The sequence below is a fragment of the Azospirillum sp. genome (genome assembly GCF_035627195.1).
Classification (GTDB): domain Bacteria; phylum Pseudomonadota; class Alphaproteobacteria; order Azospirillales; family Azospirillaceae; genus Azospirillum.
Map to the genome: position 1 here is coordinate 21,943 of NZ_DASPMG010000119.1, position 21,381 is coordinate 43,323.

Sequence of the window (21,381 nt, forward strand, 5' to 3'; positions counted from 1 at the left end):
ATCCCAACGGCACTGTACGTCGGTGCATGCGAGACACGGAACCATCAGTGGCTCCAGCGGTTGCCACCTATGCCGCAGTGCAGCATGGCGCGGCGGCAAAGCAATGAACAACGGACCCAAGCGGGGAAACTCGACCGATGACTCTTACGCAACTGATTCAAGCCGGTCCCGCCAAGGCGAACGAGCTGTTCGCCAAGCTGGCCGACACGTCCGACGGCGCCGTCAAGACGCGGGAGAAGCTGCTGGCGGAGCTGAAGGAGGAGCTGGAAACCCAGTCGCAGCTGGAGGAACGGCATCTCTTCCCGGTGCTGCGCAAGCACAAGGAGACGAAGGACCTCGTCCAGGAGGCCATCAACGACAACCGCGAGGCCAAGGCGCTGCTCGCCGAACTGGAGAAGATGCCGAAGGAAGGCGAGGACTTCGCCCGCAAGCTCGCCGAGCTGCGCAAGGTCTTCCAGCAGCACGTGCGCGACGAGCGCAAGGAACTGCTGCCCGCCGTCCGCAAGGCGCTGAGCGACGAGGAGGCGCAGGCCGTCACCGACAAGATCGAGGCCGGCCGCGCCCGCATCGAGGACGCCCGGCGCGAGGAGGCCGATCAACGCCGCGCCGAGGTGCGCCGCGAGCGCGAGGCGGTGGAGGCGATGGCGCGCCCCGCCGAGCGGGTCATCCGGGCGGAGGCCCGCATGGTGGAGACCGGCGCCCAGGCGGCCCGCTCGGGGCTGGACGCCACGCAGCGCGGCATGCGGCAGGCCGCCGAGGCCGCGTCGCGCACGGAGCAGCAGGTGGCACCGCCGGTGCTGGAGCAGTTCCAGGCGCTTGCCCAGGCGCCGACCGCCGTGGCCCGCGTGGCGAGCGAAGCGGGCGGGGTGTGGATGGAGTACGTGAACCGCACCACCCGCGCCGGGGCCGAGGCGTTCCAGCAGATGTCCCGCTGCAGCGGCCCCGCGCAACTCGCCGAGGCGCAGCAGCGCTTCGTTCTGGAGGCGGCCCGCGCCTGGATGGACGTGGGCAGCCGCATGCTCGACCTGACCGTGCGGGCCTCGGGCGAGGCGCTGCGGCCGGGCGAACGGCGGCGGTCGACGTCCGACCGGGCGTAAGCCGTGCCCGACGTTGGGTTTTCGCCGGGCCGGGTCAGGCCGGGGCCGAAAACCCAACGTCCTTTACGGCGGGGACGGCACCCGCCTCACTGCGCGAAACAATCGATGTAGCCGACGTCCATCATCTTGATGGCGAACTTGTGGTTGCCCTTGGCCGGGCGGGGGTACTGGTTGTTGCAGGGGCGCCAATCGCTCCAGGCCACACCGAATGCGTTGTAGTTCCACGAGAAGTGCACCATGGCGACGGGCGTGCCGTTGATCTGCGCCGGCACGTCGATGCACCGCGTCTGGTAGACCGGGAAGATGCCCGATTCCGCTTCGCCGAGCTTGCGGTTCGCGGACGCGTTGTAGGTGTCCGGGCTGTAGTATTCCAGCCGGAAGCCGGTCAGCATCAGCCTCGTGTCGTTCTGGACGCAGACGGTCCCCTGCGCGCCGGACTGCGCCAGCGCGCCGGATGGCGCCGCGGCCATCGCGGCCAGCGAAAGGGCGAGGGTGGCGAACGCCTTCGACATGATCTCGACTCCATATCCCAGGGGCGGCGCGCGGCGGAACGGCCCGGCCCGCATCACCACTTTCGTGGCAGGGCAATGGAGAAAGTTCCAGCCTTCGCTGCGCTATTTCCAGATCGGCTTGCCGCTGCCCGGCAGGCCGTAGCTGGCCCATTTGCGCGTCACCTCCTCGACCACGGACTGGTCCATGCGGATCTTCTCGCCCCACTCGCGCTTGGTTTCGGGCGGCCACTTGTTGGTGGCGTCCAGGCCGACCTTGCCGCCCAGGCCCGACTCGGGGCTGGCGAAGTCAAGATAGTCGATGGGGGTGCCCTCGATCACCGTGATGTCGCGGGCGGGGTCCATGCGGGTGCTCATCGCCCACATCACGTCCTTCCAGTCCCGCGCGTTGATGTCGTCGTCCACGACGATCACCCATTTCGTGTACATGAACTGGCGCAGGAACGACCACACGCCCATCATCACGCGCTTGGCGTGGCCCGGGTACGCCTTCTTCATGCTGACCACCGCGATGCGGTAGGAGCAGCCCTCCGGCGGCAGCCAGAAGTCGACGATCTCAGGGAACTGCTGGGTCAGCAGCGGGATGAACACCTCGTTCAGCGCCTCGCCCAGGACGGACGGCTCGTCGGGCGGGCGGCCGGTGAAGGTGGACAGGTAGATGGGGGTGCGCCGCATCGTCATGGCGGTGATGGTGAACACCGGGAACGGTTCCACCGAGTTGTAGTAGCCGGTGTGGTCGCCGTAGGGCCCCTCGTCGGCGTACTCGTCCAGGCTGACGTGGCCTTCCAGCACGATCTCGGCCTGCGCGGGGACCTTGAGGGGCACCGTCTTGCAGTCCACCAGCTCCACCTTCTTGCCGCGCAGCAGGCCGGCGAACTGGTATTCCGACAGGGTGTCGGGCACCGGCGTGACGGCGGCCAGGATGGTGCCGGGATCGGCCCCCAGGACGACGGCGCAGGGCAGCGGCTCCGTCTTCCCCGACGCCTGCCAGCGGCGATGGTGCTGGGCGCCGCCGCGGTGCTTCAGCCAGCGCATGATGGCCTTGTTCCGCCCCAGCACCTGCATGCGGTAGATGCCCAGGTTGAAGTCGTCCTCGCGCTTGCCCGTCGGCCCCTTGGTCACCACCAGCGGCCAGGTGATGAGCGGCGCCGGCTCGCCCGGCCAGCAGCTCTGCACCGGCAGGCGGCCCAGGTCGATCTGGTCGCCGGTCAGCACCACCTCCTGGCAGGGCGCCGAGCCGACCGTCTTCGGCTTCATCGACAGCACGGTCCTGGCCAGCGGGATCAGCTCCAGCGCCTCGCGGAAGCCGCCGGGCGGCTCCGGCTGCTTGAGGAAGGCTAGCGTCTCACCCACCGCGCGCAGCTCGTGCGGTTCGCGGTCCATGCCCCAGGCGACGCGCTCCACCGTGCCGAACAAATTGACCAGCACCGGCATGTCGGAGCGCGTGCCGTCCGCCTTGATGACGTTCTCGAACAGCACGGCCGGGCCGCCCTCGGCCAGCAGGCGGGTCTGGATCTCGGTCATCTCCAGCACGCTGGACACGGGTTCCTTCACCACCACCAGCCGGCCGGCGGCCTGCAGCCGGTCCATGAAGTCGCGCAGGGAGGTGTAGGGCATGACGGCGGGTCCGTGTTGCGAAACGAGGCCGTAAGCATCGGCCGCGCGCGCCCGGCGTCAAGGGGCGAGTGGGCTTGCGTCCGGCGACCGGTGGCCGCATCGTGGCGGACGTTCGTACACCGCGCCGCAGGAGGCCGCCGATGATCCTCGTCGGGCAGTTGGATTCGCCCTATGTCCGCCGCGTGGCGGTGACGCTGCGCCACTACGGGCTGCCTTTCACGCGCAGCCCGCTCTCCGTCTTCTCCGATGCCGAGGAGATGCGGCGCATCAACCCGCTGGGCCGCGTGCCCTCGCTGGTGCTCGACGACGGGGAGGTGCTGGTCGACAGCGCCGCCATCATCGACCACCTCGACACGCTGGTGGGGCCGGAGCGGGCGCTGACCCCGGCCGCGGGAGCGGAGCGGCGGCAGTGCCTGCGACTCGTGGCGCTGGCCACCGGCGCCATCGACAAGGCGATGCTGGTGGCCTACGAGCGCCTGCGCCGTCCGCAGGAGCGGCAGTTCGAGCCGTGGGTCGAGCGCTGCCGCGTGCAGGCGGAGACGGCGCTGCGGGCGCTGGACGCCGTGGCGCCGTCGCCCTGGCTGCTGGGCGCCCGGTTCAGCCAGGCCGACGTGACCGTGGCGGCGATGGTCGGCTATGTCCGCACCGCACCCGACGACCTGCTGCCGGTGGGGCGCTACCCGAACCTGGACCGCCTCTCGGACGCCTGCGAGGCGCTGCCGGAATTCGTGGAGTCGCACCCGTCCATCGACGCCGGACTCGGCGCCCCCGCGCGCGGCCTCTGAGCCCCGGCGCGTGGAGCACCTTCAGGAAGCCGCCGTCGCACTGGTCATCGGCACGCTGTTCGCCCTGGCCGGCGCGCGGGTGCTGAAGCACGTGCGCGCCGACTTCGTGCACGAAGGGGCGCTGAAGCCGGGAACGCTGGTGCAGCTCATCGCGCTGTTCTGCTTCGACGCCGTCCTGCGCACCGCCTACATCGCGGCGTTCGCGGAGTCGGCGGCGCCCGCGGTGCTGGGCCTCACCGTCGGCGTGCTGGGGCTGGCGGTGACGGTGTTCGCCGCCACCGCGCAGGCCCACGCGGTGCGCCGGCACGGGCGCCGGGCGGGCGCGCACGCCGCCGGCGGCCCGTACCGATACAGCCGCAACCCGCACATCCTGGGCTATCTCGCGGCGATGCTCGGCTACACGCTGCTGTGGCCGACCGTCGCCGGGCTGATCCAGCTGGCGGTGCTGGCGCTGCTGCTGCACCGCTGGGTGAAGATCCGCGAGGACCATCTGGCGCTGATCCACGGCGAGGTCTACCGCTATTACCGCGGCCGCACGGGGCGGTATGTAGGGCGGTACATGGGGCGGCAAAAACGCTAATCGGGCAGCAGGCGCCACACCGTGGTTTCGCGCACCTCGCGGTCTTCCAGGTCCAGCGACGTCGGCACGGCGTAGCGGGCGAGGAACTCCAGCCCCTCCTTCGGGACGTAGGCGCGGCCGGGGTCGCCCAGCACCACCAGCGTGCCGGCGGCGGCCAGCGTGCGCAGCCAGGCGGTGACCCGCTCGGCCATCGGGCGTTCGTAGCAGACGTCGCCGGCCAGCACGACGTCGACTCCGGGCAGCGGCAGGCCCACGAGGTCCTCGCCCTCCACCTCCAGGGCCACGCCGTTGGCCTCGGCGTTGAGGCGAATCGCCGCAAGCGAGAAGGCGTCGATGTCGCAGGCGCGCACCGACGCGGCCCCGGCCATGGCGGCGGCGACGCCGACGCAGCCGGTGCCGGCGGCGAAGTCCAGGACACGCTTCCCGCGCACCAGCTCCGGCCGATCAAGCACGAATCGTGCCACGGCGCGGCCGCCCGGCCAGGCGAAAGCCCAGTACGGCGGCGGAAGGTTGGTTTTCCGCAGGGTTTCCTCGGTCGCTTCCCACAGCGGCGTCACCTCCGTGGCCAAGTGCAGGCGGACTTCGGGCAGCAGCGGGGCGGTCGTCACCACCGTGTTTCGGCGGACGAAATCCGCTGGATTTGCGTGGATTTCCGGGGCGGTCATGGGGCCTATTCGTTCCTTTGGCGGTTCGGCAGGGTACGCTTATCCACAGCCGCTTTCGGTTACATAATTCAAACAGGGTAGACTCACCCTGCAACCTGTGTTACCTCGGCAACAGGGGATAACAATTTGGTGAGGGGGAGTCATGCGGTTGAAGGCGATGGGGATCCGTCTCTCGCTTGCTGCGTTCGTGGCATTCGCTCCCGCCATGATTCCGGCAGCCGCACAGGCCGAGGACTGCGTCCGCGTCGTCCGATCGATCTCCGACTTCACCATCCAGGGCGATGCCTGGACGTGGTGGGCGCACTCCTCCGGGCGCTATGCCCAGTCGTCGCAGCCCGCCGTCGGCTCCGTCCTGGTGTTCAAGCGCTCCGGCCGCCTGAACCGCGGCCACGTCTCCCTGGTTTCCCGCGTCGTCGACCGCCGCACCATCGAGGTCGACCATTCCTGGCTGGGTGGCCGCGGCCTGCGCCGCGCCATGCGCGTGGTCGACGTGTCGGGCCACAACGACTGGAGCGCGGTGCGCGTCTGGCACGAGCCGGGCGACACGCTGGGCATGCGATCCTACCCGACCTACGGCTTCATCCTGCCGGGCGGCGCCCGTCCGCAGCAGGTCGAGCCGGAGACGCGTCTGGTCGTCGCGCCGGCCGGCCGCGCTGCCCGTGCCACCATGCGCCTGCAGACCGCGCAGCTGGACACCCCGCGCGTCGCCCCGATGGTGCGCCCGGCCCACAAGCCGTCGGCGCCGGTCATCACGGTGGCCCAGAACGACGCGGCGCCGCTTTCCGTCACGCCGCGGCGCAAGCCGTCGACCCCGGCCATCGCGGTGGCGGACGGCGACACGCTGCGCACCGTCCTGCCGAACCGCAAGCCCGGCGCCGCCGCCCCGGCCACCGAAGTGGCCAGCAGCGAGCGCTGATCCTCCGTCAGACGACACGGCCGGCGACGATCGCCGCCAGGACCAGCCAGCCGAACCAGCGGTTGGACTTGAACTTCGCCAGACAGTCGTTCTGGTCGTCCGGGATCCAGGTCGCGACCTGCCACGCCAATTGCAGCGTGGCCAGCATCAGCACCGGACGGAACCACGTCCCCAGCCCCGCCAGCCCGCCCGCCGCGCCGATCCCCACGAAGGTCAGGGTGTAGAAGGCGTAGATCCAGATCTTGCTCTGGTCGCCCAGGCGCAATGCCGTGGACTTCACGCCGATGCGGGCGTCGTCCTCCTTGTCCTGGTGGGCGTAGATGGTGTCGTACCCCAGCGTCCAGACGATGCCGGCGGCGTAGAGCACCAGCGCCGGCCATTCCAGCTCGCCGCGCACCGCCGTCCAGCCCACCAGCGCCCCCCAATTGAAGGCGAGGCCCAGGAAGGCCTGCGGCCACCATGTGATGCGCTTCATCAGCGGGTAGGTGAACACCAGCACCAGCGACAGCACGCCCAGCAGGATCGTCGTGGTGTTGAACTGCAAAAGCACGATCAGGCCGATCAGCAGCTGCAGCGCCAGGAAGGCCAGCGCCTGCTTCACGCTGACCTGCCCGCTGGGGATGGGGCGGGCGCGGGTGCGCTCGACTCGGGCGTCGAAGTCGCGGTCGAGGATGTCGTTGACCGTGCAGCCGGCCCCGCGCATGACCACGGCGCCGACGGCGAACAGCAGCATCAGCCGCCAGTCCGGCAGGCCGGGGGAGGCCAGCGCCGTGCTCCACCAGCACGGGAACAGCAGCAGCCACGTGCCGATCGGGCGGTCCAGCCGGGCCAGCTTGAGGTACGGCCGCACGGGTGCGGGCGTGTAGCGGTCGATCCAGCCGTCGGCGCGGATGTCGGTGAAGCCGCCCTCGGTCGGCGCGGTTGAGCGGTCCATGGTCGAGTCTCGCCAGGAAAATGCGGTGGGGCTGCGCAAGGTACCGGCCCACCGCCGCACGGGCAAGCGCGCGGCCGGGAAAACCCCTTGCCGGACAGGAGGAAGCGCCCCTAACGTCCCCGGCATGGACCAGCGAATCACGGAATCCGCCGCCGCATCCCCGGCCAAGGCCCGCCTGCCGCGCGGCGTGTGGGCGCTGGGGCTGGTCAGCCTGTGCATGGACCTGTCGTCGGAGATGATCCACAGCCTGCTGCCGGTCTTCCTGGTGACGGTGCTGGGGGTGAGCGCGCTGTCCGTCGGCATCATCGAGGGGCTGGGGGAGGCGACGGCCTCCATCGTCAAGATCTTTTCCGGCACGCTCAGCGACCGGCTGGGCAAGCGCAAGGCGCTGGCGCTGGCCGGCTATGGGCTGGCGGCGCTGACGAAGCCGATGTTCCCGCTGGCCGGATCGGCCGCCACGGTGCTGGCGGCGCGGCTGATCGACCGCGTCGGCAAGGGCATTCGCGGCGCGCCGCGCGACGCGCTGGTGGCCGACATCACGCCGCCGGAGCAGCGCGGCGCCGCCTATGGCCTGCGCCAGACGTTGGACACCATCGGCGCGGTGCTGGGGCCGCTGGCCGCCATCGCGCTGATGGCGCTGACGGCCGGTGACGTGCGGCTGGTGTTCTGGGTGGCGGTGGTGCCGGCCTTCGCCGCGGTGGCGGTGCTGGCGCTGGGCGTGCGCGACGCGCCCGCCGGACACCGGCCGCAGCGGCCGGCTCCGTCGCTGCGCGGGCTGTCGCGCTTCGGCGGCGCATTCTGGGCGCTGGTGGCGGTGGCCGCGGTGATGACGCTGGCGCGCTTTTCCGAGGCGTTCCTGCTGCTGCGCGCGCAGGACCTCGGCATGGGCATGGCTTGGGTGCCGGTGGTGCTGGTGGTGATGAACGTGGTCTACGCGCTGTCGTCCTACCCGGTGGGGGTGCTGTCCGATCGTGTGGGGCGCGGCGGGCTGCTGATGGCCGGCTTCGCCGTCCTGGTGGCGAGCGACCTCGTGCTGGCGTTCGCGGCGGGCCCGGCGCTGGTGCTGGCCGGGGCGGGCCTGTGGGGGCTGCACATGGGGATGACGCAGGGGCTGCTGGCGGCGATGGTCGCCGACGCCGCCCCGGCCGAGCTGCGCGGCACCGCCTTCGGCCTGTTCCACCTGATGACGGGTGTCGCGCTGCTGGCCGCCAGCGTGCTGGCCGGTGCCTTGTGGGCGACCGTCGGGCCGGCCGCGACCTTCCTGGCGGGGGCGGGTTTTTCGGCGGTGGCGGTGGTTGGCCTTCTCGCGATCCGCCGGCGTTTCCCGCTATAGTCGCCGCCCGGGACCAGGAACCCGCTTACCAGGATCGCGCTATGCAGGACACGCCCAAGACACGTCTCCACGTCGACAGCCCGCTGGCCGAGGGGCAGGCGATCGGGCTCGACCACGAGCGGGCGCACTACCTGCGCCACGTGCTGCGGCTGGAGCGTGGCGACGCCGTCGCCGTGTTCAACGGCACGGATGGGGAGTGGCTGGCGGTCATCGACGGATTCGGCAAGGGCTGGTGCTCGCTCACCGTCCAGGCCCGGCGCCGGGCGCAGCAGGACGGGCCGGACCTGTGGCTGCTGTTCGCGCCGATCAAGCGCGGGCGCATCGACACCGTGGCGGAGAAGGCGAGCGAGCTGGGCGCGTCGCGCATCTGGCCGGTGTTCACCCGCCACACCGACCCGCACCGCGTCAACATGGACCGGCTGCGCGCCAACGCCGTGGAGGCGGCCGAACAGTGCGAGCGGCTGAGCGTTCCGGACATGCCAGAGCCCGTGCAACTGCATAAGGCGCTGGCCGACTGGCCGGCGGAGCGCGTGCTGTTCCTGTGCGCGGAAAGCGGTTCGGCCCGCCCGGTCGCCGAGGCGGTGCGGGACTTCGCCGGCCGGCCGGCGGCCTTCCTGGTCGGACCGGAGGGCGGCTTCGCCAAGTCGGAACTTGACGATTTGAGCAAACTCCCCTTTGTTGTTCCGGTCGGCCTTGGCCCCCGCGTTCTCAGGGCCGACACGGCGGTGTTCGCCGCGCTCGCCTGCTGGCAGGCCCTGGTGGGCGACTGGACGGCGTCCGGCGGCGATGCCCGGCCCCCGTTCCGCGCGGCGGAAGACGCCCGGGGCCAGCCGATTTAAAGCCGTCGTATTCCGAATTTCGTTCAAGCCCGAGAGACGCCATGTCCGCACCTCCGTCCACGCAAGGCGCGCCGATCACCGACCGTCGGCAACTGGTCGCCTACCTGGAGTCCGGCAACAAGCCGGCCGAGGCTTGGCGCATCGGCACCGAGCACGAGAAGTTCGCCTACCGCGTCGCCGACCTGCGCCCGCTGCCCTACGAGGGGCCGGACGGCATTGGCGAACTGCTGACCCGCATGCAGCGCTTCGGCTGGCAGCCGGTGTCCGAGGGCGGCAACATCATCGCGCTGACCCAGGACGACGGCGCCAACATCACGCTGGAGCCGGGCGGGCAGGTGGAGCTGTCGGGTGCGGCCGTGCAGACCCTGCACCAGACCTGTGCGGAGGTGCAGCGCCACCTGCGCCAGGTGAAGGAGGTCGGCAACGAGCTGGGCATCGCCATGGTCGGGCTGGGCTTCCAGCCGAAGTGGACGCGCGCGGACATCCCCTGGATGCCCAAGGGCCGCTACAAGATCATGCGCGATTACATGCCCAAGCGCGGCAACCTGGGCATCGACATGATGACGCGGACCTGCACCGTGCAGGTCAACCTGGACTTCTCCAGCGAAGCGGACATGGTGAAGAAGTTCCGCGTGTCGCTGGCGCTTCAGCCGATCGCTACGGCGCTGTTCGCCAATTCTCCCTTCACCGAGGGCAAGCCGAACGGCTTCCAGTCGTTCCGCAGCCACATCTGGACCGACACCGACCCCGACCGCACCGGCGACCTGCCGTTCGTGTTCGAGGACGGGTTCAGCTTCGACCGCTACGTCGACTACCTGCTCGATGTGCCGATGTACTTCGTCTACCGGGATGGGAAGTACATCGACGCGTCGGGCCAGTCGTTCCGCGACTTCATGCAGGGCAAGCTGCCGGCGCTGCCGGGCGAGACGCCGCTGATCACCGACTGGGCCGACCACCTGACCACCTCCTTCCCCGAGGTGCGGCTGAAGAAGTACCTGGAGATGCGCGGCGCAGACGGCGGCCCGTGGCGGCGCCTGTGCGCGCTGCCGGCGCTGTGGACCGGCCTGCTGTACGACGGCCAAGCGCTGGACGCCGCCTGGGACCTCGTCAAGGACTGGACGACGGAGGAGCGCGCGGGCCTGCGCCGCGACGTGCCGCGCCTGGGGCTGCGCACGCCGTTCCGCAAGGAGACGGTGCGCGAGGTGTCGATGCGCGTGCTGGAGATCGCCCATGGCGGCCTCGTGCGGCGCAAGCGCAACGACAACTGGGGCGACGACGAGAGCCATTTCCTCGATACGCTGCGCACCATCGCCGAGTCCGGGCAGACTCCGGCGGACGAGCTGCTGGCCAAGTACCACGGCGTGTGGGGCGGCAGCGTCGACCCGGTGTTCCGCGAGTACGCGTACTGACCGCCGGTCGGTTGTGTTCGAAGTGGAAGGCCCCTTCCCGGCGGGAAGGGGCCTTTTCCGTTTCGGCGGCCCCGTAGGTTGGGTTAAGGCGGAGCCGAAAACCCAACGTTCCCGCGGTGCCGACGGCGTTGGGTTTGCGCTGGCGCTGAACCCAACCTACGGGCTCAACGCGACTCATTGCATTTTCCGTAAAAGCGCTACGAAAATCGAAGCAGTTCCGAACGAAAGACAAATGGAAGTCTCCCGGCTTCCCGATAAGTCTTGGAACTGTGGCAACAGTATAAAATTGCAATATTTGACGCGCCCCACCCGGTGCCCTAAATTGTCACAAGCCTCAAGCGGGAGTTTCATCCCGAAAGCACGCACAAGAGGAAGGGTTTCTCTTTCCGGGGCGTGCAGGACAATACGGGGCGGAGAGGTTGAGGGGCATGGCGCTGCGGATCACTCTTGGGGGCACGGGTTCAGACCGCAGCCTGACGCGCGGGGCGCTGCTGCTGATCGGCGCGCTGGGCCTGCTGACCGTCCTGGGCGGCGGAAGCGTGGCCCTGTTCGGCACCGCGCACGCCAGCAAGCCCGTGGTGGAGGAGCCGAAGATCCAGGCCATGGGCACCGTGGCGCCGCTGCCGCCGATGGAGTTCACGCTGGCCGACGGGCACCGCATGCGGCAGGTCGAGCTGCGCGTCCTGCTGGAGTTCGACCCCAAGGTCGACCGCAAGCTGGTGGAAATGCACGCGCCGCGCATCGCCAACGCGCTGAGCGCCAGCATGATCGACGTGAACCCCATGGAACTGACCGGCCCGGCGGGCACGCGCCTGGTCAAGGAGCAGGTCAGCATCGCCGTCAACCGCGAGATGAAGCCGATCCGCATCCGCCAGGTGCTGCTGCAGCGCTTCCTGGTGCGCTGAGCCGCGCCGGCCACCCGTCCCATCCGGTTTCCTGACCTGCGCGACGAACCGACGCTTCGGCTGTCTGTCCACTCGACAGGGGCGGCGGAATGCGGAAGACTCCGCCGCCAATGAAGAATGGGATGGAGAGACGGCCGTGGCGGAATTCGATTTCGACCTGTTCACCATCGGCGCCGGGTCGGGCGGCGTGGCCGCCAGCCGGCGCGCCGCGTCCTATGGCGCGCGCGTGGCGATCTGCGAGGGCAGCCGGGTCGGCGGCACCTGCGTGATTCGCGGCTGCGTGCCGAAGAAGCTGCTTGTCTACGCCAGCCAGTTCCGCGACGCCTTCCAGGACGCCTGCGCCTACGGCTGGGACAGCCATGTGCCGGCCTTCGACTGGCCGACGTTGATCGCCAACAAAGACAAGGAGATCGACCGGCTGAACGGCATCTACATCAAGATGCTGGAGACCTCGGGCGTCACCCTGCTGCCGCACTTCGGCCGGCTGATCGACAAGCACACGGTCGAGGTGGCGGGCAAGCGCTACACGGCGAAGAACATCCTGATCGCCACCGGCGGCTGGCCGTCGCTGCCGGAGATCCCCGGCATCGAGCACGCCATCACGTCGAACGAGGCGCTGCACCTGGGCCATCTGCCGCACTCCATCCTCATCATCGGCGGCGGCTACATCGCGGTGGAGTTCGCCAGCATCTTCCGCGGGCTGGGCGTCGAGGTGACGATCATGATCCGCGGCGAGGACCTGCTGAACGGCTTCGACGACGACATCCGCGTGGCGCTGGCGCAAGAACTGCGCAATCGCGGCATCGAGATCCTGGCACGCACCAAGCCGGTGAAGGTGGTGGAGGGGGCGGGCGGCTTCACCGTCACCGACCACCTAGGGCGCGAGCACTCGGCCGGGCTGGTCATGGCGGCGACCGGACGGCGGCCGAACACCCGCGACCTGGGCCTGGAGGAGTTGGGCGTCGAGATGGACAAGGGCGGGGCGATCCGCGTCGACGAGTGGTCGCGCACCAACGTCGACGGCGTCTACGCCATCGGCGACGTGACCGACCGCATGGCGCTGACCCCCATCGCCATCGCCGAGGGGCGGGCGCTGGCCGAGACGCTGTTCAACGACAACCCCATGCGCATCAGCTACGACAACGTGGCGACCGGCGTGTTCTCGCTGCCGCCCTTGGGCACCGTCGGCCTGACGGAGGCGGAGGCGCGCGCCCGCTACGCCAAGGTGGACATCTACCGCACCGGCTTCCGGCCGATGAAGCACACGCTGTCCGGCCGGGAGGAGCGGGTGCTGATGAAACTGGTGGTCGACGGCGAGTCGCAGCGCGTGCTGGGCTGCCACATGATGGGCATGGACGCACCGGAAATCGTGCAGGGCCTTGCCATCGCGCTGAACTGCGGGGCGACCAAGGCGGACTTCGACCGCACCATCGCGCTGCACCCCTCCACCGCGGAGGAGTTCGTGCTGCTGCGCGAGAAAGTCGCCGATCCGCAGAAGCTGTAGCGTTGCGGCTCCCTTTCGCTCTGTGACTTTTTTGGTAAATGCCGGAGGTCGCTTCCGCCGACGGCACCGTTCCGCCACAATCCGCCTGTGCCGTAAGGAGTAATCCTTGCGGGCGCGGGCGGTTGCGTGGGGACGGGCATGTGCGAGCTGTGCGAGCGGGGGCTGTTCGGTGGGGCCGCGTGGGCCGGCGCCACCGCCGGGACGGACATGATCCTGCCGTCGTCCGGCGTGCCGGACGGCGCGCTTGCGGCGTCGACCGGCGGCTTCGGCCTGACCGGCACCAACGCCGTCGACTCCCTGCTGATCGGCAGCAAGTGGTCGGGCTCCATCACCTACGGCTTTCCGACCGTGGCGTCCAACTGGTCGTCCTACAACGCCTCGACCGGTGAGCCGTACAACGGTTTCGCCGCGCTCACCACGGCGCAGCAGACGGCGGTGACGTCGGCCGTCACGCTGTGGTCGAACGTCTCCAACCTGCCGATCTCCCTGGCCACCGAACCGGGGACGGTGGCCGACCTGCGGTTCGCCGTCAGCAGCCTGCCCAGCACCTCCTACGCCTACCTGCCGGCGACCACCGGCAAGGCGGGCGATGTGTGGTTCGGGAACATCGCCGGCACCGCCGACTGGGCACCCGGCACCTATTCCTACCTCACCGTCCTGCACGAGGCCGGGCACGCGCTGGGGCTGAAGCACCCGCACGAGAGCTACACCAACGGGTCGGTCACCTGGCCCGTGATGAGCACCAGCCAGGATTCGCTGGAATACTCGGTGATGGCGTACCGCTCCTACGTCGGCGGACCGGCCAGCGGCTACACGGTCGCCGCGGGGTCCTACCCGGCGGGGCCGATGATGAACGACATCGCGGCGATCCAGCAGCTCTATGGCGCCAACTACACCTACAACTCCGGCGACACGACCTACAGCTTCTCCCCCGCCACCGCGACGATCTTCGAGACGATCTGGGACGGCGGTGGTACCGACACCTACGACGCCTCGGCCTATACCAGCGGCGTGGCGCTCGACCTCGCGCCCGGTTCGTGGAGCACGCTGGCCGATGGGCAACTCGCCAGCCTGGGCGGCGGCCATTCCGCCATCGGCAACGTCGCCAGCGCGCGGCTTTACAACAGCGACACCCGGTCCCTGATCGAGAACGCGACCGGCGGTTCCGGTGCCGACACCGTCAGCGGCAACCAGGGCGACAACCGGCTGTCCGGCGGCGACGGGGCCGACATCCTGTCCGGCGCGGCCGGCGCCGACACGCTGGTGGGCGGTGACGGGGCGGACAGCCTGTACGGCGGCGCCGGGGTGGACCGGATCGACGCCGGGGCGGGCGACGACGTGCTGGTGTTCGGCACGGGGGACGGCACCGAGGCGGATACCCTGTCGGGTGGCGCCGGCACCGACACGGTCGAGGCGGACGCCGACGCCGACCTCACCGCCGCGACGCTGGACGGCATCGAGGTGCTGCGCATCGCGTCGGGCGTCACGCTGACGGTGGGCATCGGCCAGCTGGCGGGCATCACCGGCATCCAGGGCGTGAACGGCGGTGACGTCGAAACGCTGGCGGTCAAGGCGGCCGGTGCGACGCTCGACCTGTCCGGGCTGACGGCGACCGACGTGCAGCTGATGGGCGTGGGCACCGCGTCGGCGGATTCGATGACCGGCGGCAGCGCGGCGGACGTGCTGTCCGGTGCCGGCGCGTCGGACCTGCTGATGGGGGCGGGCGGCAACGACACGCTGTACGGCGGCAGCACGGCGTCCGGCGACAGCGACACGCTGATGGGCGACGCCGGGTCGGACTTGCTGGTCGGCGGGGCCGGGCACGACTGGCTGCAAGGGCACTCCACCGGAGCCACCTCCGACACCGACACGCTGAGCGGCGGCGACGGGAACGACACGCTGCTCTCCGCGCTGGGCGGCACCAATGCGGCCTTCCTCTTCGGCGGCGCCGGGAACGACCGGTTGAGCGGCATGGACGCCGCCGACGTCCTGGACGGCGGCGACGGCGCCGACACGCTGAGCGGCGGCGATGGGAACGACACCCTGTCGGGTGGCGCCGGCAACGACGTCTTCCACGCCGGGGCGGGCGACACGGTGGCCGACCTCGCGGCCGGCGACACGCTGCTGGTCGGCGGCTACACGGGGGCGGCAACGTTGAGCGTCTCCGCCGGCTCCTCCTCCAGCGCGGTGACGGTCAGCGAGGGCGGGCAGTCGCTGGCGTTCACGCTGCAGGGCTCCGGCTACGCGGCATCGACCCTGTCCACCACGAGCGTCGGCGGAACGCTGCGGATCGTCCATACCCCGGCCCCGCCGGTCACCACCACCACGAGCGGCGATTCGGGGGGTGGAGGAGGTGGTGGCGGAGGAGGTGGAGGGGGTGGCGGAGGTGGCGGCGGCGGGACCACCTCCACGCCGGTCAGCACACCGGTCGTGCCGATTCCGGTGGCGGTCACGGGCACGATCACCACGCAGGCGCCGAACGGCGTCAGTCTCGCCAGCGGCGGGCAGCCGAACCCGGTGGGGGCAGCCGATCTGGCGGGCACGCTGACCGCCACCGTCGGGGCGCTGAACGGGGATCCGGCGCAGCAGGCCGCGCTGGCCTCCGCCTTCACCACCTACGCCGCCTCGCTGCCGGCCGGTGCGTCGGTGACGGTGAGCACCCTGACGCCGACGCTGTCGGGCGGCGCACCGGCGGAGCCGATCGTCATCACCGGCGGCGGCACGGGCGGCGAGGCGCTGGTCATCGACGCGCGCGGCCTGCCGCCGGGCACCATCCTGCAGGTGGACAACGTCGGCTTCGTCGCCGTGGTCGGCAACGCGCAGCTGGGCGGCGGGGCAGGGGCGCAGTACGCGGTCGGCGACGGCTCCGGGCAGATCATGGTGCTGGGCGCGGACGACGACACGCTACGCGGCGGGGCCGGCGACGACGTCATCGGCTCGCGCGAGGGCAACGACCTGCTGTTCGGCGACGAGGGCAACGACACCATCACCGGCGGTGTCGGTGACGACAGCCTGTACGGCAACCTGGACGCCGACCTTCTCTACGGAAACCTCGGCGCCGACGCGCTGTTCGGCGGGCAGGGGGCGGACACGCTGTTCGGCGGGCAGGACGCCGACCTGATGTTCGGCAACATGGCGAACGATGCCGTGTACGGCAACATGGCCAACGACACGCTGTTCGGCGGGCAGGGTGACGACAGCCTGTTCGGCGGGCAGGGCGACGACGTCGTCGCCGGCAACCTGGGCAACGACGTGCTGAACGGCAACCTGGGAGCGGACACGCTGGTGGGCGGGGCCGGGGCCGACCGTTTCGTCGTCAGCGCCGGTGCGGACGTGGCGAGCGACTTCAACGCCGCCGAGGGCGACCGCATCCAGGTGTCGGCGGGCGTGACCTGGACCGTCGGCGCCGATGCCGCCGGGCACGCGGTCGTCGGTTTCAGCACCGGCGCGCAGCTCACCCTGACCGGCATCGCCGCGGGGCAGGTGCAGGCCGGCTGGTTCGTGTCCTGAGGGACAGATCCGTTCGCCATTCTGGAACGATTCTAATCCGTTCCAGTTGATGGCCTGACGGGATCCCGCGTCGACGCCGGCCGCCTCGACCGGCGGAGGGACTCCGCACCATCGTCATGGGCGAGAGGAAACCCAGCATGTTCATGCACAACAAACGCCTGATGTACACGGTACGCGTGTCGGAGCCGAACCCGGCGCTGGCCAGCCTGATGCTGGAGCAGTTCGGCGGGCCGCAGGGCGAACTGGCGGCGGCCATGCGCTACTTCACGCAGGGCATCGCCGACGAGGATCCGGGCCGCAAGGATATGCTCATCGACATCGCCACCGAGGAACTGAGCCACCTGGAGGTGATCGGCTCCATCGTCGCGATGCTGACCAAGGGCACCAAGGGCAAGCTGGCCGAGGGCGCGGACGCGACCGCCGACCTCTACGCCAACATCACCCAGGGCAACGGCAGCCACACGCTGCAGCTCCTCTACGGCGGCGGGCCGGCGCTGGTGAATTCGGCCGGGCAGCTGTGGACCGCCGGCTACATCGATTCCATCGGTGATCCGACCTGCGACCTGCGCTCCAACATCGCCGCGGAATCGCGCGCCAAGATCGTCTATGAGCGCCTGATCAACCTCACCGACGATCCGGGCGTGAAGGACGCGCTGACCTTCCTGATGACGCGCGAGATCGCCCACCAGAAGAGCTTCGAGAAGGCGCTGTACGCCATCGAGAACAACTTCCCGCCGGGCAAGCTGCCGGGCCATCCCGAGTACGTGAACAAGTACTACAACATGAGCCAGGGTCCCGGCGACACGCGCGGGCCGTGGAACCAGGGCGAGCAGTGGGAGTTCGTCGAGCAGCGCCACGACCAGCAGGCCGTGGACGGCGGCGACGGCAACGCCACGGTCCGTCTGGCCGCCGCGGAGATGGCGGCGATCGAGAAGGTGTCGCAGCGCACCATGTCGCGCCCCGATGCCAACCCGACCACCGGCGCCGACCTGGGCGCCGGCCCGGGGGCGGGCAAGGTAAAGCAGGTCTGAGGCCAGGCAGGTCTGACGGCTATCGGGCGGAGCCGGCCGGCGCCGGCTCCGCGTCCGGTTCCCCGGCGCGGCTGCGCCCGATCAGCCATGTCAGGATCAGCAGGCCCGGCAGCGCGCCGGCCATGGAGACCAGGAAGAAGCTGGCCCAGTCCATGTGGTCGGCCAGCCAGCCGGACGGCGCGCCCAGCAAGTCGCCGCCCAGCTTGTAGAAGCTGGACAGCAACGCGTACTGCGTGGCCGTGTAGGCGACGTTGCACAGGCTGGACAGGTAGGCGACGAAGGCCGCGGTGGCGATGCCGCCGCACACGTTCTCCACCGCCACCGTCACCGCCAGCGCGGTCACGTCGTGCCCGGCCCAGGCCAGCATGACGAATCCCAGGTTCGACACCATCTGCATGACGCCGCCCAGCAGCAGCGCCTTCAGAACGCCGAAGCGGTTGACCACCACGCCGCCGACCAGCCCCCCGACGATCGTCGCCCACAGGCCGAACACCTTGGTGACGTTGGCGATCTCCGTCTTCTCGAAGCCAAGGTCGACGTAGAAGGGCGACGCCATGGTGCCGGCCAGCACGTCGCCCAGCTTGTAACACGCGATGAAGGCCAGGATGGCGGCCCAGGCGTTGCGCGTCATGAACTGCGCGAACGGCGCCACCACGGCGCCGTACAGCCACGCCAGCAGGTCCGCCCGCCAGCCGCCGAGGTGCGGGCGCGCCTCCAGCCATTCGGCCACGTGCCGCTCGCGCTTTTCCGCCTCGCGCGACGTGGCGGCGGCCGGCTCCGGGTTCAGCAGGATGGTCAGCATGCCGACCGACACCAGCCCGGCCATGGCGTAGTAGGCGGTCCGCCAGCCGAAGAACTCGGCGAGGTACAGCGCACCCGCGCCGGACGCCAGCATGCCGAAGCGGTAGCCCAGCACCAGCATGGCGGCACCGGCCCCCTGCTGCTCCTCGCTCAGCGTCTCCACGCGGAAGGCGTCGATGACGATGTCCTGGCTGGCCGAGCAGAAGGCGACGATCACCGCCAGCAACGCCGTCCACCACAGGTCCGCGATCGGGTCGGTGGAGCCCAGGCCGATCAGCGCGCAGGCCAGTGCGGCCTGCGTCACCAGCGCCCAGCCGCGCCGCCGGCCGAACAGGCGGGTGACCACCGGCAGGCGCAGCCGGTCGATGAACGGCGCCCACAGGAACTTCAGCGCGTAGGGCATGGTGACCAGCGCGAACAGGCCGATGGCGGTCTTGCTGACGCCGCCTTCGCGCAGCCACACCGACAGAGTGGCCCCGGTGAGCGCCAGCGGCAGCCCTTCGGAAAAGCCCAGGAACAGGATGGCGAGGATGCGGGGGTGCAGGTAGACGGAGGCCGCCTGCCCCCAGGACGACGCTTTCACCGGGCAAAGACCTTCTGCCGTGCGGAGCCTGCGGCGTTTATAGGCACGCAATCATTGCGGCGGCCAGTGCGGTTTTTCGGGCCGCTTCCAATCGGCCGGCCGCGCGCCACATAGAGCGAAGGAAGGACGCAATTTGCGTCCCTGCAGCGGTTGCGCTAGGGTGAAGCCATGCGTCAGGTGCTTGAAAACATCGAAGCCGAGCGTGTCTTCGAGGAGATGAAGCGGCGGGGGATCCAGCCGCGCCAGCGCCTGCGCGTGGTCTTCGAGACGGTCGAAGACGAGGATCTGCCGCTGGCGCGCATGGCGGAAGCGGGCGGCGCCTTCGACTTCCTCAAGGAGGAACCCGATCTCTACAGCGACGCCGACATCAAACGGCGCAATGTTTGAGTTCGGCAGCATCGTCTTCACGCGCTTTCCCTTCACCGACCTGTCCGGCGGCAAGCTGCGGCCTGCCCTGGTGGTGTCGCGCGACAACGGGCGGCGCGCCGACGTGGTGCTCGCGTTCATCACGTCCAACACCAGTTTCACGGACGGTCCGGATGCAAGGGCCATCGCGCCGACCGCGATGAACGGCCTGAAGGTTCCGTCGGTCGTGCGGTTCGACAAGCTGGTGACCCTGGAGAAGCGGGTCGTTTCTGGCAAGCTGGGCGATGCCGAGCCGGGCTGGCTGCACGATGCCGCCCCCGTGTTCTGCCGTGTGTTCGGTTTCACACTTCCGGCAATCCCCGAGTCGTAAGGGGTGGAAAAACTCCGGCCGTGGACGTATAGGGTTGATCCCCGGCCACCATCGGCCGGACCGGTTACCCCGAGCAGGAAGAGTGCGTGTCATGGCGGAGCGTTGGAGCCCCACGAGCTGGAAGTCGAAGCCGGCCAAGCAGCTGCCCGCATACCCGGACCAGGGCAAGGTCGATGCCGTCGTCGAGCGGCTGTCGTCCTATCCGCCGCTCGTCTTTGCGGGCGAGGCGCGCCGGCTGAAGGCGTCGCTGGCGCAGGCGGCGGCGGGCGAGGCGTTCCTGCTGCAGGGCGGCGACTGCGCCGAGAGCTTCTCCGAGTTCCACCCCAACAACATCCGCGACACGTTCCGCGTGCTGCTGCAGATGGCCGTCGTGCTGACCTTCGGCGCGGCCATCCCGGTGATCAAGGTCGGCCGCATGGCCGGCCAGTTCGCCAAGCCCCGCTCGGCCGACATGGAAGAGGTGAACGGGGTCGAGCTGCCGAGCTACCGCGGCGACATCGTCAACGGCTTCGACTTCACGGCCGACGCCCGCGTCCCCGATCCCGAGCGCATGATGCAGGCCTACACTCAGGCGGCGTCGACGCTGAACCTGCTGCGCGCCTTCGCCCAGGGCGGCTACGCCGACCTGCACAAGGTGCACCAGTGGACGCTGGGCTTCCTGGAGCGCTCGCCGGCCGGCGAGAAGTTCGAGGACCTCGCCAACCGCCTGGACGAGGCGCTGGCCTTCATGGCCGCCTGCGGCATCACCGGCGCCACCACGCCGCAGCTGCGCGAGACCGACTTCTTCACCAGCCACGAGGCGCTGCTGCTGCCGTGGGAGCAGGCGCTGACCCGCGTCGACAGCACCACCGGCGACTGGTACGACGTGTCGGCCCACATGCTGTGGATCGGCGACCGCACCCGCCAGCCGGACGGCGCGCACGTGGAGTTCCTGCGCGGCGTCAAGAACCCGCTGGGCCTGAAGTGCGGCCCGTCCACCGACCCGGACGAGCTGATCCGCCTGATCGACATCCTGAACCCGACCAACGAGCCCGGCCGCCTGACGCTGATCGTGCGCATGGGTGCGGACAAGGTAGCGGAGAAGTTCCCGCCGCTGCTGCGCAAGGTGACGCGCGAGGGCCGCGTCGTTCTGTGGTCGTGCGACCCCATGCACGGCAACACCATCAAGTCGGCCAGCGGCTACAAGACCCGCCCGTTCGACAAGGTGCTGGCGGAGGCCAAGGGCTTCTTCGCCGTGCACCAGGCCGAGGGCACGCACGCCGGCGGCGTGCATTTCGAGCTGACCGGCCAGGACGTGACGGAGTGCACGGGCGGCGCCCAGGCGATCACCGACCACGCGCTGGCGGACCGCTACCACACCGCCTGCGATCCGCGCCTGAACGCCAGCCAGTCGCTGGAACTGGCCTTCCTGCTGGCCGAGGAGCTGAAGCGCGCGCGCCTGGCCAAGGACGCCGAGCGCCGCGCGGCGGCGGCGGCCGCGGAGTAAGCGAAACTCCGACGTCGGGTTGCGACGAAAAGCCCCTTCCCCGGACCGCGGGGAAGGGGCTTTTTCGTGTCCGCCGCCGTTATACGCGGGAAGGGCCGGCGATTTTCCGGCCAGGGTTGCGCCTGAACCCCCTTCCGCCGA

General features: G+C 70.1%; 19 protein-coding genes. 14 read left to right on the forward strand and 5 right to left on the reverse strand.

What is annotated here, in order from left to right:
• Window positions 1–137: 137 nt before the first annotated feature.
• A complete protein-coding gene (locus tag VED21_RS10860; protein WP_324882365.1) occupies window positions 138–1,097 on the forward strand; it encodes a hemerythrin domain-containing protein in 960 nt (319 codons plus the stop codon).
• An 86-nt stretch (window positions 1,098–1,183) separates the two neighbouring features.
• Here the strand turns inward: VED21_RS10860 and VED21_RS10865 are convergent, their stop codons facing one another.
• Window positions 1,184–1,609 carry a hypothetical protein gene (locus tag VED21_RS10865; RefSeq protein ID WP_324882366.1) on the reverse strand — a complete coding sequence of 142 codons (426 nt, stop codon included), beginning with the start codon at window positions 1,607–1,609 and terminating at the stop codon, window positions 1,184–1,186.
• Between the two features lie 102 nt (window positions 1,610–1,711).
• Window positions 1,712–3,223 (reverse strand): UbiD family decarboxylase, encoded by a 1,512-nt coding sequence (locus VED21_RS10870; protein WP_324882367.1) that lies wholly within the window; start codon window positions 3,221–3,223, stop codon window positions 1,712–1,714.
• 140 nt (window positions 3,224–3,363) lie between these two features.
• Between VED21_RS10870 and VED21_RS10875 the strand changes: the two genes are divergently transcribed.
• Together VED21_RS10875 and VED21_RS10880 are read left to right on the forward strand one after the other, a co-directional pair.
• Entirely contained in the window at window positions 3,364–4,008 is a 645-nt protein-coding gene (locus tag VED21_RS10875) for a glutathione S-transferase family protein (RefSeq protein WP_324882368.1), read from the forward strand.
• A gap of 10 nt (window positions 4,009–4,018) precedes the next feature.
• Window positions 4,019–4,588, forward strand: a complete 570-nt coding sequence (locus VED21_RS10880) for a methyltransferase family protein (protein ID WP_324882369.1) — start codon at window positions 4,019–4,021, stop codon at window positions 4,586–4,588.
• On the opposite strand, the gene VED21_RS10885 is transcribed toward VED21_RS10880, so the two are convergent.
• Window positions 4,585–5,253 (reverse strand): class I SAM-dependent methyltransferase, encoded by a 669-nt coding sequence (locus VED21_RS10885; protein ID WP_324882370.1) that lies wholly within the window; start codon window positions 5,251–5,253, stop codon window positions 4,585–4,587. The two genes, VED21_RS10880 and VED21_RS10885, sit on opposite strands and share 4 nt — an antisense overlap.
• A gap of 205 nt (window positions 5,254–5,458) precedes the next feature.
• Here VED21_RS10885 and VED21_RS10890 point away from each other — a divergent pair, with 205 nt between their 5' ends.
• Window positions 5,459–6,169, forward strand: coding sequence for a CHAP domain-containing protein (locus VED21_RS10890; protein WP_324882371.1), 711 nt, complete (start codon window positions 5,459–5,461; stop codon window positions 6,167–6,169).
• Between the two features lie 7 nt (window positions 6,170–6,176).
• On the opposite strand, the gene ubiA is transcribed toward VED21_RS10890, so the two are convergent.
• Window positions 6,177–7,103, reverse strand: coding sequence for a 4-hydroxybenzoate octaprenyltransferase (ubiA, locus tag VED21_RS10895; protein WP_324882372.1), 927 nt, complete (start codon window positions 7,101–7,103; stop codon window positions 6,177–6,179).
• A gap of 124 nt (window positions 7,104–7,227) precedes the next feature.
• Between ubiA and VED21_RS10900 the strand changes: the two genes are divergently transcribed.
• The 7 genes from VED21_RS10900 (at window position 7,228) to VED21_RS10930 (ending at window position 17,634) form a co-directional block, all read left to right on the forward strand.
• Window positions 7,228–8,436 (forward strand): MFS transporter, encoded by a 1,209-nt coding sequence (locus tag VED21_RS10900; protein WP_324882373.1) that lies wholly within the window; start codon window positions 7,228–7,230, stop codon window positions 8,434–8,436.
• Between the two features lie 41 nt (window positions 8,437–8,477).
• Window positions 8,478–9,275 carry a 16S rRNA (uracil(1498)-N(3))-methyltransferase gene (locus VED21_RS10905; RefSeq protein ID WP_324882374.1) on the forward strand — a complete coding sequence of 266 codons (798 nt, stop codon included), beginning with the start codon at window positions 8,478–8,480 and terminating at the stop codon, window positions 9,273–9,275.
• A 41-nt stretch (window positions 9,276–9,316) separates the two neighbouring features.
• Window positions 9,317–10,684: a glutamate--cysteine ligase gene (locus tag VED21_RS10910; protein ID WP_324882375.1), complete on the forward strand. Its 1,368-nt coding sequence runs from the start codon at window positions 9,317–9,319 to the stop codon at window positions 10,682–10,684.
• Window positions 10,685–11,112: 428 nt separating this feature from the next.
• Window positions 11,113–11,589, forward strand: a complete 477-nt coding sequence (locus VED21_RS10915; RefSeq protein ID WP_324882376.1) for a flagellar basal body-associated FliL family protein — start codon at window positions 11,113–11,115, stop codon at window positions 11,587–11,589.
• 136 nt (window positions 11,590–11,725) lie between these two features.
• Entirely contained in the window at window positions 11,726–13,093 is a 1,368-nt protein-coding gene (gene gor / locus VED21_RS10920) for a glutathione-disulfide reductase (RefSeq protein ID WP_324882377.1), read from the forward strand.
• A 138-nt stretch (window positions 13,094–13,231) separates the two neighbouring features.
• Window positions 13,232–16,603: a M10 family metallopeptidase C-terminal domain-containing protein gene (locus VED21_RS10925; RefSeq protein WP_324882378.1), complete on the forward strand. Its 3,372-nt coding sequence runs from the start codon at window positions 13,232–13,234 to the stop codon at window positions 16,601–16,603.
• A gap of 137 nt (window positions 16,604–16,740) precedes the next feature.
• Window positions 16,741–17,634 (forward strand): manganese catalase family protein, encoded by an 894-nt coding sequence (locus VED21_RS10930; RefSeq protein ID WP_324882379.1) that lies wholly within the window; start codon window positions 16,741–16,743, stop codon window positions 17,632–17,634.
• Window positions 17,635–17,653: 19 nt separating this feature from the next.
• Here VED21_RS10930 and VED21_RS10935 read toward each other — a convergent pair whose 3' ends face one another.
• Window positions 17,654–19,018, reverse strand: coding sequence for an AmpG family muropeptide MFS transporter (locus VED21_RS10935; protein ID WP_324882380.1), 1,365 nt, complete (start codon window positions 19,016–19,018; stop codon window positions 17,654–17,656).
• Window positions 19,019–19,186: 168 nt separating this feature from the next.
• Here VED21_RS10935 and VED21_RS10940 point away from each other — a divergent pair, with 168 nt between their 5' ends.
• The 3 genes from VED21_RS10940 to VED21_RS10950 all read left to right on the forward strand — a co-directional run bounded on the left by VED21_RS10940 (window position 19,187) and on the right by VED21_RS10950 (window position 21,240).
• The gene (locus VED21_RS10940; RefSeq protein WP_324882381.1) at window positions 19,187–19,405 is read left to right on the forward strand and encodes a hypothetical protein; all 219 of its coding nucleotides are present in this window, start codon (window positions 19,187–19,189) and stop codon (window positions 19,403–19,405) included.
• Window positions 19,398–19,754, forward strand: coding sequence for a type II toxin-antitoxin system PemK/MazF family toxin (locus VED21_RS10945; RefSeq protein WP_324882382.1), 357 nt, complete (start codon window positions 19,398–19,400; stop codon window positions 19,752–19,754). Before VED21_RS10940 ends, VED21_RS10945 begins: the two co-directional genes overlap by 8 nt.
• A 91-nt stretch (window positions 19,755–19,845) precedes the next feature.
• A complete protein-coding gene (locus VED21_RS10950; RefSeq protein ID WP_324882383.1) occupies window positions 19,846–21,240 on the forward strand; it encodes a class II 3-deoxy-7-phosphoheptulonate synthase in 1,395 nt (464 codons plus the stop codon).
• Window positions 21,241–21,381: the final 141 nt, after the last annotated feature.

Coding starts and splice junctions, on each gene's coding strand:
- VED21_RS10860 (WP_324882365.1), top strand. CDS start 138: ATGACTCTTACGCAACTGATTCAAGCCGGTCCCGCCAAGGCGAACGAG.
- VED21_RS10865 (WP_324882366.1), bottom strand. CDS start 1,609: ATGTCGAAGGCGTTCGCCACCCTCGCCCTTTCGCTGGCCGCGATGGCC.
- VED21_RS10870 (WP_324882367.1), bottom strand. CDS start 3,223: ATGCCCTACACCTCCCTGCGCGACTTCATGGACCGGCTGCAGGCCGCC.
- VED21_RS10875 (WP_324882368.1), top strand. CDS start 3,364: ATGATCCTCGTCGGGCAGTTGGATTCGCCCTATGTCCGCCGCGTGGCG.
- VED21_RS10885 (WP_324882370.1), bottom strand. CDS start 5,253: ATGACCGCCCCGGAAATCCACGCAAATCCAGCGGATTTCGTCCGCCGA.
- VED21_RS10890 (WP_324882371.1), top strand. CDS start 5,459: ATGATTCCGGCAGCCGCACAGGCCGAGGACTGCGTCCGCGTCGTCCGA.
- ubiA (WP_324882372.1), bottom strand. CDS start 7,103: ATGGACCGCTCAACCGCGCCGACCGAGGGCGGCTTCACCGACATCCGC.
- VED21_RS10900 (WP_324882373.1), top strand. CDS start 7,228: ATGGACCAGCGAATCACGGAATCCGCCGCCGCATCCCCGGCCAAGGCC.
- VED21_RS10905 (WP_324882374.1), top strand. CDS start 8,478: ATGCAGGACACGCCCAAGACACGTCTCCACGTCGACAGCCCGCTGGCC.
- VED21_RS10910 (WP_324882375.1), top strand. CDS start 9,317: ATGTCCGCACCTCCGTCCACGCAAGGCGCGCCGATCACCGACCGTCGG.
- VED21_RS10915 (WP_324882376.1), top strand. CDS start 11,113: ATGGCGCTGCGGATCACTCTTGGGGGCACGGGTTCAGACCGCAGCCTG.
- VED21_RS10925 (WP_324882378.1), top strand. CDS start 13,232: ATGTGCGAGCTGTGCGAGCGGGGGCTGTTCGGTGGGGCCGCGTGGGCC.
- VED21_RS10930 (WP_324882379.1), top strand. CDS start 16,741: ATGTTCATGCACAACAAACGCCTGATGTACACGGTACGCGTGTCGGAG.
- VED21_RS10940 (WP_324882381.1), top strand. CDS start 19,187: ATGCGTCAGGTGCTTGAAAACATCGAAGCCGAGCGTGTCTTCGAGGAG.
- VED21_RS10945 (WP_324882382.1), top strand. CDS start 19,398: ATGTTTGAGTTCGGCAGCATCGTCTTCACGCGCTTTCCCTTCACCGAC.
- VED21_RS10950 (WP_324882383.1), top strand. CDS start 19,846: ATGGCGGAGCGTTGGAGCCCCACGAGCTGGAAGTCGAAGCCGGCCAAG.